Below are 15132 nucleotides of genomic sequence, written 5' to 3' on the forward strand. Positions count from 1 at the left end.
AGAGATGCGCTGAAAATCAGGCGGGGTTCGACGATACGCCAACCTGAGCGGCACGCAGCAGACGGTCGTGCAGCATGAAGCCAACGGCGCTGACCTGAATGATCTCGCCCTTTTTGGTGTTCGGCACAGGAGCCTCGAACATCGCTTCGTGGACGTTCGCATCAAACTGCTCACCCACCGCAGGCTCGATCACAACAAGACCATGCTTCGAGAAGGTGTTGTTCAATTCGCGCAGTGTCAGCTCAACGCCTTCGATCAGGATCGCGTTGTCCTCTTTCGAGGTTTCCTCGGCGGCCTTCAGCGCGCGCTGCAGGTTGTCGTAAACCCCCAGCAGATCGCGGGCCAGACGGGTGCTGCCATACTTCTCGGCATCACGGCGATCCTTGTCAGCACGCTTGCGGGCGTTCTCAGCCTCGGCCAGTGCGCGGACATAGCGATCTTTGAAATCGTCGCGTTCCGCTTTCAGGGCATCGTATGCTTCGCCCTTGGCAGCTTCTTCGTCGATATCGATCAGCTCTTCGCTGTCATTTTCGTCTTCGCCATACAGCTCTTCTTCGAGAGCCTCGACATCATCAAGGAAGTCTTCGTTCTTCGGCTCAGCCATTGCTTACCTCTCAGTCCGGTCAGAGATCATGCGCCCTACCAGCTGAGCTGTGTAGTCCACAAGGGGCACGATCCGACCATAGTTCAAGCGCGTGGGTCCGATGACCCCGACCGCACCAATAATCTTTCGGTCAGCGTTCATATAAGGAGAGACGACCAGAGAGGAACCCGAAAGTGAAAAAAGTCTGTTCTCCGAGCCAATAAAAATGCGCACGCCTTCGCCTTCTTCGGTCAGTTGAAGGAAATCGGCCAAATCACGTTTGCGCTCCAGATCGTCGAACAGTACGCGGATCAGTTCCAGATCGTCTTGGCCCGTCTCTTCGAGCAGATTCGCGCGGCCACGGACGATCAGGCGTTCGGGGCCATCGCCCTCTTCGCTCCAGACTGCGAGCCCGGATTCGACCATGGCATGGGCCAGTGCGTCGATCTCTTGGCGGCGGGTGCTGATCTGGTCGCGGACATCGCGCCGCAGCTCGGACAGGGTTTTGCCCTCTGCCAGCGCGTTCATGAAATTCGCGGCCTCGCGCATGCTGCTCGGGGTCTGGCCTACAGGCGGAGTGAACACGCGGTTCTCAACATGCCCGTCTGCGAACACCAACACCACGAGCGCCCGCTCTGGTGTCAGAGACACGAACTCAATATGCTTGATCGGCGCTTCGTGCTTGGGAGCCAGAACCAGACTGGCGCCTTTGGTGACCCCAGACAACGCCGACCCAATCCGGTCCAGCATCATGCCCACATCATCACTGTTTCCGCCTAGGGTCGCGCTGATCTTTTCGCGGTCCTGATCAGAGGGTGCCGTCACCTCGAGTAAACCATCAACGAACATACGCAGCCCCATCTGGGTCGGCACGCGGCCCGCGCTGGCATGGGGACTACCGATCAGCCCCATGTACTCCAGATCTTGCATCACATTCCGGATCGTCGCAGCGCTGACCTTTTCGTTCATAGTACGCGTTAGGGTCCGGCTACCCACCGGATCGCCGCTTTCCAAGTAACCTTCGACCACACGGCGAAAGACCTCGCGCGAGCGGTCGTTCATCTCTTCGAGAAGTTTTCTGCCTTCGTGCATTTGCATCTCCTTAGGACGCACTAAAATTCGCCTGAAGGAAATCGTCAATCGGGGTTGCCACCCTATCCGACGCGGGCGTATGCCCGACGCAACAATTACAGGGGAATTATTATGCGACCTTCTGGACGTGATCTAAACGAGATGCGCGAAATTTCAATTGAAACCAACGTGACCAAGCATGCCGAAGGCTCCTGCTTGATCAAGGTTGGGGACACTCATGTGATGTGCACCGCCACGCTCGAACCCCGCGTGCCCCCGTTCATCAAGGGTTCGGGTCTGGGTTGGGTCACTGCCGAATACGGCATGCTGCCCCGATCGACCACCTCGCGGATGCGCCGCGAAGCGACCACTGGCAAGCAAGGCGGCCGCACCGTCGAAATCCAGCGCCTGATTGGCCGCAGCCTGCGCGCCGGTGTGGACCGCGTTGCCATGGGCGAGCGTCAGATCACCATCGACTGTGACGTGATCCAAGCGGACGGTGGCACCCGCTGTGCCTCGATCACCGGTGGTTGGGTTGCCCTGCGTCTCGCGGTCAACAAGCTGATCAAGGCGGGCGACATCAAAACCGATCCGCTGATCTCTCCGGTCGCGGCAGTCAGCTGTGGCATCTATGCGGGTCAGGCTGTGCTCGACCTCGACTACCCCGAGGACTCGGCTGCGGGCGTTGACGGCAACTTCGTCATGCTTGGCAACGGCCAGATGATCGAGACCCAGATGTCGGCCGAGGGCGCGACCTACTCTCGGGCGCAGATGAACCAGCTGCTGGACCTAGCGGACAAAGGCATCGCCGAACTGGTCGCAGCCCAAGAGGCCGCCTGCGCATGACCCGGAAATTCGAAGGCGATACGATCCTATTCGCAACCCACAACGCCGGTAAGCTGGAGGAGATGCGGGCCCTGCTCGCTCCCTTCAACATCACTGTCGTCGGCGCCAAGGAAAAGGGTCTGCCCGAACCAGAAGAGACCGGCACAACCTTTGTCGAGAATGCTCGCATCAAGGCCCACGCCGCCGCCAAGGCGACCGGCCTACCTGCTCTGTCCGACGACAGCGGCATCGCGGTGGATGCGCTGGACGGTGCCCCCGGTGTCTATACCGCCGACTGGTCCGAGACTCCGAATGGGCGCGACTTCGTCATGGCGATGACCAAGACCTACAACCTACTTGAAGAAAAGAACGCGCCAGAGCCGCGCACATGCCGCTTCTGCTGCACGCTGGTTCTGGCGTGGCCCGATGGCGCCGATGACGTCTTCGAAGGCACGATCGAAGGGCAGTTTGTTTGGCCCATGCGCGGTGCCGAAGGTCACGGCTACGACCCGATCTTTATGCCCAACGGCTACGACATCACCCTCGGCGAGATGGACCCCGCCGAGAAAAACCGCATCAGCCACCGAGCTGACGCCTTCAAAAAGTTCGTGGACGCCTGCTTTGGCTGAGGACTGGCGTAACGGGGGGTTTGGCCTCTACATCCACTGGCCATTCTGTATGGCCAAATGCCCCTACTGCGATTTCAACAGCCACGTCTCTCGGTCCATCGACCAGAAGGCATGGCTGGACGCCTACCTGAAAGAGCTCGATCGCAATGCAGCCCGCACCCCTGACCGAGTGCTGAAATCAGTTTTCTTTGGTGGCGGCACCCCCAGCTTGATGGACCCAGACGTTGTCGCTGCGATCCTTGAAAGGGTCGGCCAACTTTGGACGCCCGCCAACGATCAGGAAATCACTCTCGAAGCAAACCCGACATCAGTCGAAGCTGGACGCTTCCGTGCCTATGCCGACGCTGGCGTAAACCGTGTCTCGATGGGCCTTCAGAGCTTGCGAGATGATGACTTACGTCGTCTCGGCCGGATGCACACAGTCGCCGAGGGTCAGCGCGCATTCGAGATCGCCAAGGACTGTTTCGGGCGTGTCAGCTTTGACTTGATCTATGCGCGCCAAGATCAAACCGTTTCTGCGTGGAAAGCCGAACTGCGCGAAGCACTCTCTTTGGCGGCCGATCATCTATCGCTCTACCAGCTGACCATTGAGGCCGGAACAGCCTTCGGCGACCGATATGAACGCGGCAAGCTGCGTGGCCTGCCCGAAGATGATGACGCAGCCGAGATGTACGAAGTCACCCAAGAGATCTGCGCTGAATTCGGAATGTACGACTACGAAGTTTCGAACTACGCGAAACCAGGCGCCGAGAGCCGGCATAACCAGATCTACTGGAATTATGGCGACTATGTCGGTGTCGGACCTGGCGCACACGGTCGATTAACTATGAACGGCCAGCGCCACGCCACTGACACGTGGAAGCAACCTCAGAAATGGCTTGATGCCGTCGCGGCAGGGACCGGTGAGAATTTAGTCGAGGCTGTCTCTGCGACGGAACAAGCTAACGAGTACCTGATGATGGGGCTGCGCCTGACAGATGGCATCGATCTACAGCGTTTTAATCAAATTGGAGGCAAACCTCTCAATCCGTGCACATTGCAAGAACTAGAAGATATGGGGATGATTAAAAATGAAAAGCCCTATCTTAAAGCTACGCGTGCGGGTCGACTGGTCCTGAACGCGGTAATCGCGGAACTCCTACTGGATTAACAGCATGCGGCCTGTCTGGTTCACCTTTGGCATCATATGCGTGGCGCTCGGCCTCATCGGGGTTGTTCTTCCCCTGCTGCCGACGGTGCCCTTTATGCTGCTGGCAGCGTTTTGCTTTGCCCGATCGTCCGAACGGATGCATGGATGGCTGGTGAACCACCGAGTCTTTGGTCCCGCTATCGAAGACTGGAATCGTAGCGGCGCGATCAGCCTTACGGGCAAACGCGCTGCCACCGCCTCGATCGCGGTCGTCTTTTCGATCTCTGTTTTTATGGGATTACGACCAATGATCTTGGCTATTCAGGCCGTGACGCTTGGGGCGGTTCTCATCTTTATATGGACCCGCCCCAGCTATTAACGTTTATTCCACTGCGCTCAAGCGGCGGCAGATTTCGTCGAGCTGATCTAGGCTGTTATAGCTGATAACGATCTTGCCCTGCTCAGTTCCGTCCTTGTGCTCGACCGAAACTTTCATCCCGACTGCAGCAGACAAATCCCCTTCGAGTGCTTTGGTATCGGCGTCCTTTTCACCCGCGGATTTTGACGCGGCACGCGGTTTAGGCGCAGTCTCGCCCTGCGCAGCCTTTTTGACTAACCGCTCGGTGTCGCGCACCGACATACCACGAGAGACGATCTGCTTTGCCAACTCCGAAGCATGGTCACTCGTGATCAGCGCACGCGCGTGACCAGTCGTCAGGCGGCCATCCGCCAGATGCTCTATGACATCTTCTGGCAGCTGTAGCAGACGCATTGAGTTCGCGATGTAACTCCGGCTCTTGCCAAGAGCTTCGGCAAGGCGCTCTTGCGTGTGACCGAACTTCTCCATCAACTGTTTGTAGCCAGCAGCTTCGTCTACCGGGTTCAGATCGGCGCGCTGGATGTTTTCGATAATCGCAACTTCCAGAACTTCGGTGTCATCGAAGTCACGGATCAGTACAGGAAGCTCGTGGAGCTGTGCCATCTGCGAGGCACGCCAGCGGCGTTCGCCGGCAACGATCTCGTACTTCAGACTATCGCGCGGGCTTACGCGAACGATCAGGGGTTGGATAACGCCCTTTTCTTTGATCGACCGCGACAGATCCTCCAGATCTTCGGTCTCGAACCTGCGCCGCGGCTGGTCGGGATTAGGTTCGATCTTCTCGATCGGGACCATCATATCTGGACGGCGCGGCGCGGTTGTCGCCGCGTCGCTCGTAGTTTCGGGTTGAACGTCAGCCATCAGCGCCGACAAACCCCGGCCCAATCCTCGTTTCGTTGGCTTTCGATCCATGCCTGCCCTCTTATGTTTTTATGCAGCTACCTGAGCGCTCTTCTCTACCAGTTCTTTCGCGAGTGCGCGATAGGCAACTGCGCCACGGGAATTGGGATCGTAGTGCAAAACAGGAAGCGCAAACGAAGGTGCTTCGCTAACGCGGACATTCCTAGGGATCTTGGTTTGAAAAACGAGATCACCCAAGTTTTCGCGGGCGTCTGCCTCCACTTGCTGAGACAGATTATTCCGCCCATCGAACATCGTCAGCACAATCCCCTCAATCCGCAGATCGGGGTTCGCCGCTTTGCGCACGTCCCGAATAGTGAGCATGAGCTGGCTCAAACCCTCCAGAGCAAAAAATTCGCTTTGCAAAGGGACAAGCACGGAGTCCGAGGCGACCATCGCATTGACCGTCAGAAGGTTCAGTGACGGCGGACAGTCGATTAAGATGTAGTCAAAATCGATCTCGGCCATCAAAGCTGTTCGCAATGCATTTCGGAGCAAATAGCTTCGCTTCTCATTCGAAATAAGTTCGATATCAGCGGACGCCAGATCTGTGGTCGCAGGCACAACAAAGATGTTCTCAAACTGGGTCTGCCGGATCACTTCGGTTGGCAAAACCTCTTCAAGTAACAGTTCATACGCTGTGTAATCACGCTCGTCGGCGTGAATTCCCAAGCCGGTTGAAGCGTTACCCTGAGGATCAATATCCACCACCAGAACACGCTTCCCCATATCGGCTAGTGCCGCGCTCAGATTGATGGCTGTAGTCGTCTTGCCCACACCACCTTTCTGATTGGTGACAGCGATGATCTTGGTACCGCTGGACGTCAAAATATCAGCCACGTGCAATGCCTCCGATGCTCAGAATAACCGAGTTAGACTCTACGATGCTTTTAGTAACTTCATGAGAGAAAGACCACGTTCGCTTTGCTTCTTGAAGCTCTTGTTGCCAAGTTGCTCCTTTTGGAAACAATGCCTGCCCTTCTGGCTTCAAATGTCGCTCAGAAAATTCGAGCAGGTTGGTGAGCGATGCAAGTGCACGAGCAGACAAAACGTCCGCCCCAATCGGCTCAGCCGTCTCGATTCGATCAGAAATTACAGTTGCCTTGATGCCAGTCTCTCTCGCCACGGTACGGAGAAACGTTGCCTTCCGCTGGTCGCTCTCAAGTAAAACGACCTCAGACGCAGGCTTGAGCTCTGCGGCTAAGATTGCGATAACCAAACCAGGGAAACCACCACCGCTGCCCATATCACACCAGATTTGCCAATCTTCTTTTGCCAGAGCATATATCTGGGCAGAATCTATAAAGTGCCTAGATCGAGCATCTTTTAATGTGGCCGGCGAAACGAGATTGATCGCTTTGTTCCACTTTTTTAGGAGCGCTTCGTAGTGCGCTAACCGGTCCAGTGTTTCACGTGAAACACTCAGTGGATAACTTTCGAGATTCATGAGCCGGCGGCCAATCTTTTATTTTGACGCATCTTGGATAGAATTAGAGTTAGTGCAGCCGGCGTCATCCCCTCGACGCGACCAGCTTGTCCCAAAGTTGAGGGCCTAGCGGCAATCAATTTGGCTTTTAGCTCATTCGAGAGACCTTGCAGAGCGGCAAAATCGAAATCCTCTGGGATGACATGTCCCTCGTCCCGCCGCAGCGCCTCTGCATCTTTCTCTTGGCGCGCGATATACTTCGCGTAGAGTCCATCACATTCCAGCTGTCGCCTGGTTTCGGGATCGACGTCGGACAGTTCGGGCGATACCGTGAGAAGTGTATCAAAATTGAAATCAGGGAATGCCAGAAGATCGAACGCGGTGCGTCGCGCACCGTCTTGGTTTACTTTCAAACCCTTCTCTTTGAGCTCGCGAGGAGTGTAACTCATGCTCTCCAACCGTGCTTTACCGTTGGTCAAGCGCTCCATTTTATCCTCAAATGCCGCTTTTCTGTCCTCGGATATACAACCAAGCGCAACGCCCATCGGCGTCAAACGCTGATCAGCATTGTCAGCACGGAGCGATAGACGAAACTCTGCTCGAGATGTAAACATGCGATAAGGCTCACTCACACCACGCGTCGTTAGATCATCGATCATTACGCCAATGTAGCTATTCGTCCGACTGAAAGTTATCGCATCTTTTCGAAAGGCTGATTGAGCTGCATTCAATCCGGCAACCATTCCTTGGGCTGCCGCCTCTTCATAGCCAGTGGTGCCGTTGATCTGGCCAGCCAGATAAAGACCAGGATGGTCTCGCAGCTCCAATGTCTCATTCAATGATCTTGGATCAACGTAGTCATACTCAATCGCATACCCTGGCTGAAAGATCTTTACATCCTCCAAACCATACATCGAACGGATATAGGCTTCTTGTATGTCAACTGGCAGGGATGTCGAAATTCCGTTCGGATAAACCGTAGGATCGTCCAGGCCCTCGGGTTCAAGAAAAACCTGATGGGAGGTCTTATCAGCGAAACGTACGATTTTATCTTCGATCGAAGGACAATATCTCGGACCAACACCCTCTATGTGTCCCCCATACATTGCAGAACGAGAGAGATTATCGCGAATAATTTCATGGGTCCGCTCATTAGTGTGTGTTATCCCACAAGAGATTTGGCGCACATATGGCTCTTTTGAGGCGAACGAGAACATTGTAGGCTCTTCATCACCGGGCTGTTCCTCAAGGAGCTCCCATTTGATCGTTCTCCCGTCCAACCTTGCCGGTGTACCAGTTTTCAGGCGGCCAAGTGGCAGGCCATAGCTGTGAAGGCGCTCCGCCAGTTTGACCGACGGGGTATCTCCCATCCGTCCGCCCGGCTTTGAAACATCACCAATGTGGATAATCCCGTTTAGGAAGGTGCCTGTCGTCAAAACGACTGCATGGGATTTGATCATGCTGCCGTCTGCAAGTACGATACCAGAAATCCGACCATCAAGCTCGATCAGGTCCGCGACCTCCCCTTCAATGATCGAGAGATTTCGGGCGGTCACCAACTCGGCCAGCATGGTCTCACGATAGATCTTCCGATCAGCTTGTGCTCGTGGCCCTTGTACAGCAGGTCCTTTGCGACGATTAAGAAGACGGAACTGAATGCCGGCACGATCTGCAACGCGAGCCATAAGGCCGTCCATCGCATCAATCTCGCGAACCAGATGACCTTTTCCCAAGCCACCAATCGCCGGATTGCACGACATCACTCCGATCGTATCCTTTCGCAAGGTGACCAAGGCTGTTTTCGCCCCCATGCGTGCCGCCGCATGAGCCGCATCGGAGCCGGCGTGGCCTCCACCAATAACGAGGACATCGAAATCAGATTGTTTCACGTGAAACACTCCTATTTACCCAAGCAGAAGCTCGAAAAGATTTCATCAAGGATAACTTCCACATCGATTCGACCCAACAACGAGTCCAAGGCTCTCGCCGCAGTACGGATTTCTTCCGCGACGAGTTCATAACGTTCTGCGCCGTGTTGGACCTGTTCTTCAGCAAAAGCAATGGCGTCTTTAGCTATCAGAAGGGTAACGCGGTGCCGCTCTTTGCTGGCAAGGTTTGCTTGTTGCAGTCGGTCAGAAAGAATCGCATGAACCGAATCCAGCATATCAATAACACCGAGGCCAGTTACACCAGATATAGGGTTGGGCGCATCATATCGTGTATCGCCTTTTGCAGAGTACTGTAGATCGCCACTCCCTGGCGTCAGTAGCAATGGCTCTCCGGATTGATTGAGAAAGATTCGAAGATCAGCAGCTTTCGCCCTCTGCATCGCACGCTCAATTCCGATCCCTTCGATCTGATCGTCGGTCTCGCGCAGTCCGGCCGTGTCCAGAAATGTGACTGGCAAGCCTTTTAAGTCCATCCGTACTTCAATCACATCGCGGGTCGTACCAGCGATGTCAGAGGTGATTGCTGCATCTCGTTTCGCGATATAGTTCAGCAGTGTCGACTTACCCGCGTTCGGCGCGCCAACAATCGCGACCTCGAACCCCAGATGTAGTCTCTCTGCGACCTCTGAGCCTACAATTTCTTGTTGAAGGTCCTCTTTAACGCTTCTGAGAAGCGTTTGAACTTCTGGGGTAACATCCTCTGGAACTTCTTCGTCTGCAAAGTCGATCGTCGCCTCGAGCAAAGCCGCAGCGCGAATGATCTGAGAGCGCCATAGTTCTGCTTGCTCGCTCAGTCCTCCGGAGAACACCTTCATCGCTTGCTGACGCTGTGCTTCCGTCTCGGCCTCAATCAGATCGGACAGGCCTTCGACCTGAGCCAAGTCGAGGCGCTCGTTCTCCAAAGCACGCCGCGTGAACTCTCCAGGCTCGGCCAAGCGCAATCCATCAATGACGGAAAGCTCATTCATCACGCTTCGCACGATGGCGGGACTGCCATGAAGGTGAAGTTCGACAACATCCTCGCCAGTAAAGCTGGCAGGACCGGCGAAGCAGATTACCATAGCTTCGTCGATCAAGGCCCCTGCCCTATCACTCAGCCTGCGAATACCCGTTTTACGCGGCTCAGGCATCGAACCCGCAAGAACAGAGGCCGCGGCAAATGCCAGCGGCCCCGAAATCCGGATCACTGCGACCCCGGCTTTGCCTTGAGCAGTCGCCAGGGCAAAGATCGTGTGCATTACGCCCTCTTAGGTGTTCATCGAGTCGAAGAACTCGGAGTTTGTCTTGGTTTGCTTGAGTTTGGAAATCAAGAATTCGATACCGTCTGTGGTGCCCATCGGATTAAGGATGCGGCGCAGAACGAAGGTCTTGGCCAGATCGACTTTGTCGACAAGCAGGTCCTCTTTGCGAGTGCCCGACTTGAGGATGTCCATCGCGGGGAAGACACGCTTGTCGGCCACTTTGCGGTCCAGAACGATTTCGCTGTTACCGGTGCCTTTGAATTCTTCGAAGATCACTTCGTCCATACGGCTACCGGTGTCGATCAGAGCGGTCGCGATGATGGTTAGCGAGCCACCTTCTTCGACGTTTCGCGCAGCACCAAAGAAACGCTTGGGGCGTTGAAGCGCGTTTGCGTCCACACCACCGGTCAGAACCTTGCCCGACGACGGAACCACAGTGTTGTATGCACGGCCAAGACGCGTAATCGAGTCCAGAAGGATGACAACGTCACGCTTATGCTCGACCAGACGCTTGGCTTTTTCGATCACCATCTCGGAAACGGCCACGTGACGGGTGGCAGGTTCGTCGAAAGTCGAAGAAATGACTTCGCCCTTAACGCTCCGCTGCATGTCGGTAACTTCTTCGGGGCGTTCGTCGATCAGCAGAACGATCAGATAGCACTCTGGGTGGTTCTTCTCGATGCTGGTGGCGATGTTCTGCAGCAGAACGGTCTTACCTGTACGCGGCGGCGCCACGATCAGCGAACGCTGGCCTTTGCCGATGGGTGCAACCAGATCGATGATACGGGCAGAACGGTCCTTGATGGTGGGATCTTCGATCTCCATCTTCAGACGTTCGTCAGGATATAGGGGCGTCAGGTTGTCAAAGCTGACCTTGTGACGCGCGCTCTCGGGATCCTGGAAGTTCACCTGCTCGACCGCAGTCAAAGCAAAATAGCGCTCGTTGTCCGCCGGCGCCTTGATCACACCTTCGACGGTGTCACCGGTGCGCAGCGAATGCTGGCGGATCATTTCAGGCGAAACGTAAATATCGTCGGGACCAGACAGGTAGTTCGCTTCGGGCGAACGGAGGAAGCCGAAGCCATCCTGCAGAACCTCAAGAACGCCTTCACCACCGATTACCCAGCCGTCTTCTGCGTGCTCTTTGAGAAGCGAGAACATCATCTCGCCTTTGCGCATGTTCGACGCGTTTTCGATTTCCCACTCTTCGGCCATCGCCAACAAGGACTTGGGGCTCTTGGCTTTGAGTTCAGAGAGATTCAGACGTTCATCGGTCATAGGTATACCCTTTGCCGCCCGCGATCGAGCCAAGGTCAAAGTTATTTTCTTACACAGGAAAACCCCGACCAGGACTGGCCGTTGAACGCGACATAGGGGGGATTCCCCCTTGAGTCAATGAATCGCTTAGAACTTCACAATCACCGAGAAGACGATGACCAGCATCAGAAGCGTCGGAACCTCGTTCATCAGGCGGTAAGTTCGGCCGTCGCGTGAGTTCTTGGCTGCGACGAAATCCTTACGGCGGTATCCCAGCCAATGATGGAACCAAGTCATTCCCAACACACTCGCAGCCTTGGTCCAAGGCCAGACGCTGGTCCAGTCCACGATCCCCGGCGTGAACACCAAAGCTAGTCCAAAGATCCACGTGGCGATCATGGCTGGGTTCATGATGTAGCGGAACAGCTTGAGCTCCATCGTGGTGAACAGCTTGTGAGTCTCGCCGTCCTGCCCCACGCGTTCCGCGTGATAGACGAACAGTCTTGGCAGATAGAACAACCCCGCCATCCAGGACATGACCGAGACCACGTGAAGTGATTTCGTCCAAGGATAAACACTAGCGAGCAGATCGAGCATGGGCGGGTTCCTCTCTGATTAACACCCTTAAATAAAATATAAGAATTAAAAGGAAGATGTATTTGAAGAGTCAGCAGACTCTGTGGATTGTTTCCTTTCCCCCATGGTTTTGCACAGTGAATAAGAGTCCCACAGGGGGTGTGGGGGAATCGATTTTTCCTAATAAAATCTCAGGATTCCTTGCTTGAATCTGGAAATTTGAGTCCTGCGGGAATCTGTGGATAACTCGTGGGAAAGTTGGTTATCCACAGAGTCTGATTTATCCTTATCCGTGGGGGTAAAAAGAATATGAGCCAGACTCATAAACTCGAAACTATCGACAGGGCCGCTCAGGGGCTTTATCCGTCCCCGAACCCCTACAGGGATTTTACGGCAGACTCTCACAAGGTTATCCACATGCAGGATCGCATCATTCTTGCGTCAGGATCGGACATCCGCGCGCAGCTTCTTCGCAATGCAGGGCTCGAGGTCGAGGTCATCCCCGCCCGCGTCGACGAAGAGGCCATCCGCGCCGCGCTAGAGATGGAAGAGGCAAAACCTCGCGACGTCGCCGACGCCTTGGCCGAGGCCAAAGCGCGTAAGATTAGCGCCAAGCATCCGGACGCGATCGTCATTGGCTGCGATCAGGTTCTCGCGATGGGCACTCAAATCTACGCCAAGCCCGCCACACCAGAAGACGCTCGCGTGCAACTAACCGCGCTGCGAAACCAGCCGCACCAGCTGCTCTCTGCAGCGGTGCTGTACAAAGACGCAGAGCCAAAGTGGCGCCATGTGGGCGTTGCGCGTCTGCGGATGCACAATTTCTCTGACGCCTATCTTGACGACTATTTGTCGCGGAACTGGGAAAGCATTCGCCACTCTGTGGGGGGATATAAACTCGAAGAGGAAGGTGTACGCCTCTTTTCCAGTGTTCAGGGCGACTACTTTACCATTTTGGGTTTGCCGCTGGTCGAGCTTCTGGCGTATCTCGGAGTGACAGGGAGCATCGCATCATGAGTAAGCATTCGATACCTTTGGCCGGTGTCATCGGAAACCCCGTCGCGCACAGCTTGTCCCCCCGTCTGCATGGCCACTGGCTGCAGCGATACGGTATCACAGGTCATTATGTGCCGCTCGAAGTGCATCCCGATGATCTGGTCGAAGCGTTGGGCGCGATGGGCCGCATGGGCTTTGTCGGGGCAAATGTCACGATCCCGCATAAAGAGACGGTGCTTCGTCTGGCGGATCAAGTCACAGACCGCGCCACCCTGATTGGGGCGGCGAACACTCTGACCTTCCGGCCGGACGGCACGATCTTTGCCGACAACACAGACGGCTATGGCTTTATCGAGAACCTGCGCCAGAATGCGACTGACTGGGACCCGCGCAGCGGCCCTGCCGCTGTCATCGGTGCAGGCGGCGCAGCGCGCGCTGTTGTCGTCGCCCTGCTGGATGCGGGGGTGCCTGAAATCCGGCTAACGAATCGCACGCGCCTGAGGGCTGATCAACTGAAGTCTGAATTCGGGGGTCGTATCGTCGTGTACGACTGGGCCCACATGAACGGTATGCTCAATGGTGCGACTACTCTGGTCAACACCACCTCTATGGGGATGGAGGGGCAGCCACCGCTCAAGATCAACCTTGATGAATTGGATCCCAAGGCGCTGGTTACAGACATCGTCTATACGCCGTTGATCACCCCCCTGCTCGCGTTGGCGCAGGACTATGGCTACCAGACTGTCGATGGCCTTGGGATGTTGCTGCACCAAGCGGTACCAGGTTTCCAACGCTGGTTTGGTCAGCGCCCCGAAGTGGACGACGAACTGCGTAACGTGGTTTTGGGATGACTTATCACCTTGGCCTGACCGGTTCGATCGGCACAGGCAAAAGCACGACTGCACAGATGTTTTCGGATCTAGGATGTGCGGTTTGGGACGCAGATGCTGCAGTTCATCGGATTTACGATGTGGGTGGCACTGCGGTGGCCCCGCTTTGGGTGGTTTTTCCTGACGTCATCGTTGATGGCGCGGTTTCGCGTACAGCTTTGCGTGAACATCTGTCTCAGAATACGAATGATTTCAATCTGTTAAACGAGATTGTACATCCTCTGGTGGCAGCGGACCGCGCGGTGTTCAAAGATACCTGCGATGCTGATATCGCAATCTATGACATTCCTCTGCTCTTCGAAAATGGGACCGAGGTAGAGTTGGACGCTGTCTGCGTCACCACTGTTGATGCCAAAACCCAGCGCGCCCGCGTTCTGGCGCGCGGCACCATGACGGAAGAGCAGTTCGAACAAATCAAATCCCGTCAGATGTCTGATGCCGACAAATGCGCACGCGCTGACTATATCATTGAAACGGATACGCTCGACCATGCGCGCCAGCAGGTCGAGGCCATCGTGACCAAGATCAGAGGAGAGTTATTGCGTGCGTGAGATCGTGCTCGATACCGAAACCACAGGTTTTGATCCCGAGAAAGGGGATCGCATCGTCGAAATCGGTGCGGTGGAACTCTTGAACCATATGCCCACCGGCAACACCTATCACCAGTACATCAACCCCGAACGCGGGATGCCGGACGAGGCATTTGGCGTGCATGGGATCGGCCCCGACCTCCTAGACAGCCCACGCCCGCCCAAGGATGGTGAGGTCACTCTCAAGGACAAGCCGGTGTTCAAGGCAGTTGGCCGGTCTTTCTGGGACTTCATCGGTCAGGACTCGATCCTCGTGATCCACAATGCCAGCTTCGATATGAAGTTCCTGAACGCTGAATTGCGCTGGATGGGCCTGCCCCAGATCCCGATGGAGCGGTCGTTCGATACACTGGCGATGGCGCGCAAGAAATTCCCTGGCTCGCCGGCGACGTTGGATGCCCTTTGTCGCCGTTTTGGCATCGATAACTCGAACCGGACTCTACACGGCGCTTTGCTTGACTCTGAAATTCTGGCCGAGGTTTATCTGGAACTTCTGGGCGGACGTCAGCCTGATTTCGGACTGGCGGAAACCTATCGCGGGGATCGCGGCGGTTCAGGGGCCGAGGAATGGCGGCCCCGCCCGCGTCCAAATCCGCTGCCGTCGCGGATTTCGGAGCAGGAAGCCGCCGCCCATTCTGCCTTTATCGACAAATTGGGCGACGACGCGCTTTGGAAAAAGCTGGGCAGCTAG

17 protein-coding genes are annotated in these 15132 nt (G+C 55.7%); 8 read left to right on the top strand and 9 right to left on the bottom strand.

Annotated features, from left to right (window positions below):
- Positions 1-16 precede the first annotated feature (16 nt).
- Together BM225_RS08435 and hrcA are read right to left on the bottom strand one after the other, a co-directional pair.
- On the bottom strand, positions 17-604 hold the full coding sequence (locus BM225_RS08435; RefSeq protein WP_072708915.1) for a nucleotide exchange factor GrpE: 588 nt from the start codon (positions 602-604) through the stop codon (positions 17-19).
- Between the two features lie 3 nt (positions 605-607).
- Complete coding sequence (hrcA, locus tag BM225_RS08440) at positions 608-1675, bottom strand: heat-inducible transcriptional repressor HrcA (RefSeq protein ID WP_072708917.1); 1068 nt, start codon at positions 1673-1675, stop codon at positions 608-610.
- Positions 1676-1786: 111 nt separating this feature from the next.
- Between hrcA and rph the strand changes: the two genes are divergently transcribed.
- Genes rph through BM225_RS08455 form a run of 4 tightly spaced genes read left to right on the top strand, consistent with a single transcriptional unit; the run spans position 1787 to position 4616 of the window.
- Positions 1787-2500: a ribonuclease PH gene (rph, locus tag BM225_RS08445; protein WP_072708919.1), complete on the top strand. Its 714-nt coding sequence runs from the start codon at positions 1787-1789 to the stop codon at positions 2498-2500.
- Positions 2497-3108, top strand: a complete 612-nt coding sequence (gene rdgB / locus BM225_RS21960) for an RdgB/HAM1 family non-canonical purine NTP pyrophosphatase (protein WP_072708921.1) — start codon at positions 2497-2499, stop codon at positions 3106-3108. Before rph ends, rdgB begins: the two co-directional genes overlap by 4 nt.
- Positions 3101-4258, top strand: a complete 1158-nt coding sequence (hemW, locus tag BM225_RS08450; protein WP_218157050.1) for a radical SAM family heme chaperone HemW — start codon at positions 3101-3103, stop codon at positions 4256-4258. The genes rdgB and hemW overlap by 8 nt, the downstream gene beginning before the upstream one ends.
- A gap of 4 nt (positions 4259-4262) precedes the next feature.
- Positions 4263-4616, top strand: a complete 354-nt coding sequence (locus tag BM225_RS08455) for a YbaN family protein (protein ID WP_072708925.1) — start codon at positions 4263-4265, stop codon at positions 4614-4616.
- Positions 4617-4619: 3 nt separating this feature from the next.
- On the opposite strand, the gene BM225_RS08460 is transcribed toward BM225_RS08455, so the two are convergent.
- The 7 genes from BM225_RS08460 to BM225_RS08490 all read right to left on the bottom strand — a co-directional run bounded on the left by BM225_RS08460 (position 4620) and on the right by BM225_RS08490 (position 11986).
- Positions 4620-5528 (bottom strand): ParB/RepB/Spo0J family partition protein, encoded by a 909-nt coding sequence (locus BM225_RS08460; RefSeq protein WP_072708927.1) that lies wholly within the window; start codon positions 5526-5528, stop codon positions 4620-4622.
- 18 nt (positions 5529-5546) lie between these two features.
- Complete coding sequence (locus BM225_RS08465; RefSeq protein ID WP_072708929.1) at positions 5547-6356, bottom strand: ParA family protein; 810 nt, start codon at positions 6354-6356, stop codon at positions 5547-5549.
- Positions 6349-6963 (bottom strand): 16S rRNA (guanine(527)-N(7))-methyltransferase RsmG, encoded by a 615-nt coding sequence (gene rsmG / locus BM225_RS08470; RefSeq protein WP_092464179.1) that lies wholly within the window; start codon positions 6961-6963, stop codon positions 6349-6351. The genes BM225_RS08465 and rsmG overlap by 8 nt, the downstream gene beginning before the upstream one ends.
- Positions 6960-8840, bottom strand: coding sequence for a tRNA uridine-5-carboxymethylaminomethyl(34) synthesis enzyme MnmG (gene mnmG, locus BM225_RS08475; protein WP_072708933.1), 1881 nt, complete (start codon positions 8838-8840; stop codon positions 6960-6962). Before mnmG ends, rsmG begins: the two co-directional genes overlap by 4 nt.
- A gap of 2 nt (positions 8841-8842) precedes the next feature.
- Positions 8843-10129, bottom strand: a complete 1287-nt coding sequence (gene mnmE / locus BM225_RS08480) for a tRNA uridine-5-carboxymethylaminomethyl(34) synthesis GTPase MnmE (RefSeq protein ID WP_072708935.1) — start codon at positions 10127-10129, stop codon at positions 8843-8845.
- Between the two features lie 9 nt (positions 10130-10138).
- Positions 10139-11410 (bottom strand): transcription termination factor Rho, encoded by a 1272-nt coding sequence (rho, locus tag BM225_RS08485; protein WP_072708937.1) that lies wholly within the window; start codon positions 11408-11410, stop codon positions 10139-10141.
- Positions 11411-11536: 126 nt separating this feature from the next.
- Complete coding sequence (locus tag BM225_RS08490; protein ID WP_072709420.1) at positions 11537-11986, bottom strand: CopD family protein; 450 nt, start codon at positions 11984-11986, stop codon at positions 11537-11539.
- A gap of 396 nt (positions 11987-12382) precedes the next feature.
- On the opposite strand from BM225_RS08490, the gene BM225_RS08495 reads away from it, so the two are divergent.
- Genes BM225_RS08495 through dnaQ form a run of 4 tightly spaced genes read left to right on the top strand, consistent with a single transcriptional unit; the run spans position 12383 to position 15132 of the window.
- A complete protein-coding gene (locus tag BM225_RS08495) occupies positions 12383-12982 on the top strand; it encodes a Maf family nucleotide pyrophosphatase (protein ID WP_072708939.1) in 600 nt (199 codons plus the stop codon).
- Positions 12979-13812, top strand: coding sequence for a shikimate dehydrogenase (locus BM225_RS08500; RefSeq protein WP_072708941.1), 834 nt, complete (start codon positions 12979-12981; stop codon positions 13810-13812). The genes BM225_RS08495 and BM225_RS08500 overlap by 4 nt, the downstream gene beginning before the upstream one ends.
- Complete coding sequence (coaE, locus tag BM225_RS08505; RefSeq protein ID WP_072708942.1) at positions 13809-14402, top strand: dephospho-CoA kinase; 594 nt, start codon at positions 13809-13811, stop codon at positions 14400-14402. Before BM225_RS08500 ends, coaE begins: the two co-directional genes overlap by 4 nt.
- On the top strand, positions 14395-15132 hold the full coding sequence (dnaQ, locus tag BM225_RS08510; RefSeq protein ID WP_072708943.1) for a DNA polymerase III subunit epsilon: 738 nt from the start codon (positions 14395-14397) through the stop codon (positions 15130-15132). Before coaE ends, dnaQ begins: the two co-directional genes overlap by 8 nt.

Origin of the sequence: Donghicola eburneus (genome assembly GCF_900115865.1) — a bacterium.
Taxonomy (GTDB): domain Bacteria; phylum Pseudomonadota; class Alphaproteobacteria; order Rhodobacterales; family Rhodobacteraceae; genus Donghicola; species Donghicola eburneus.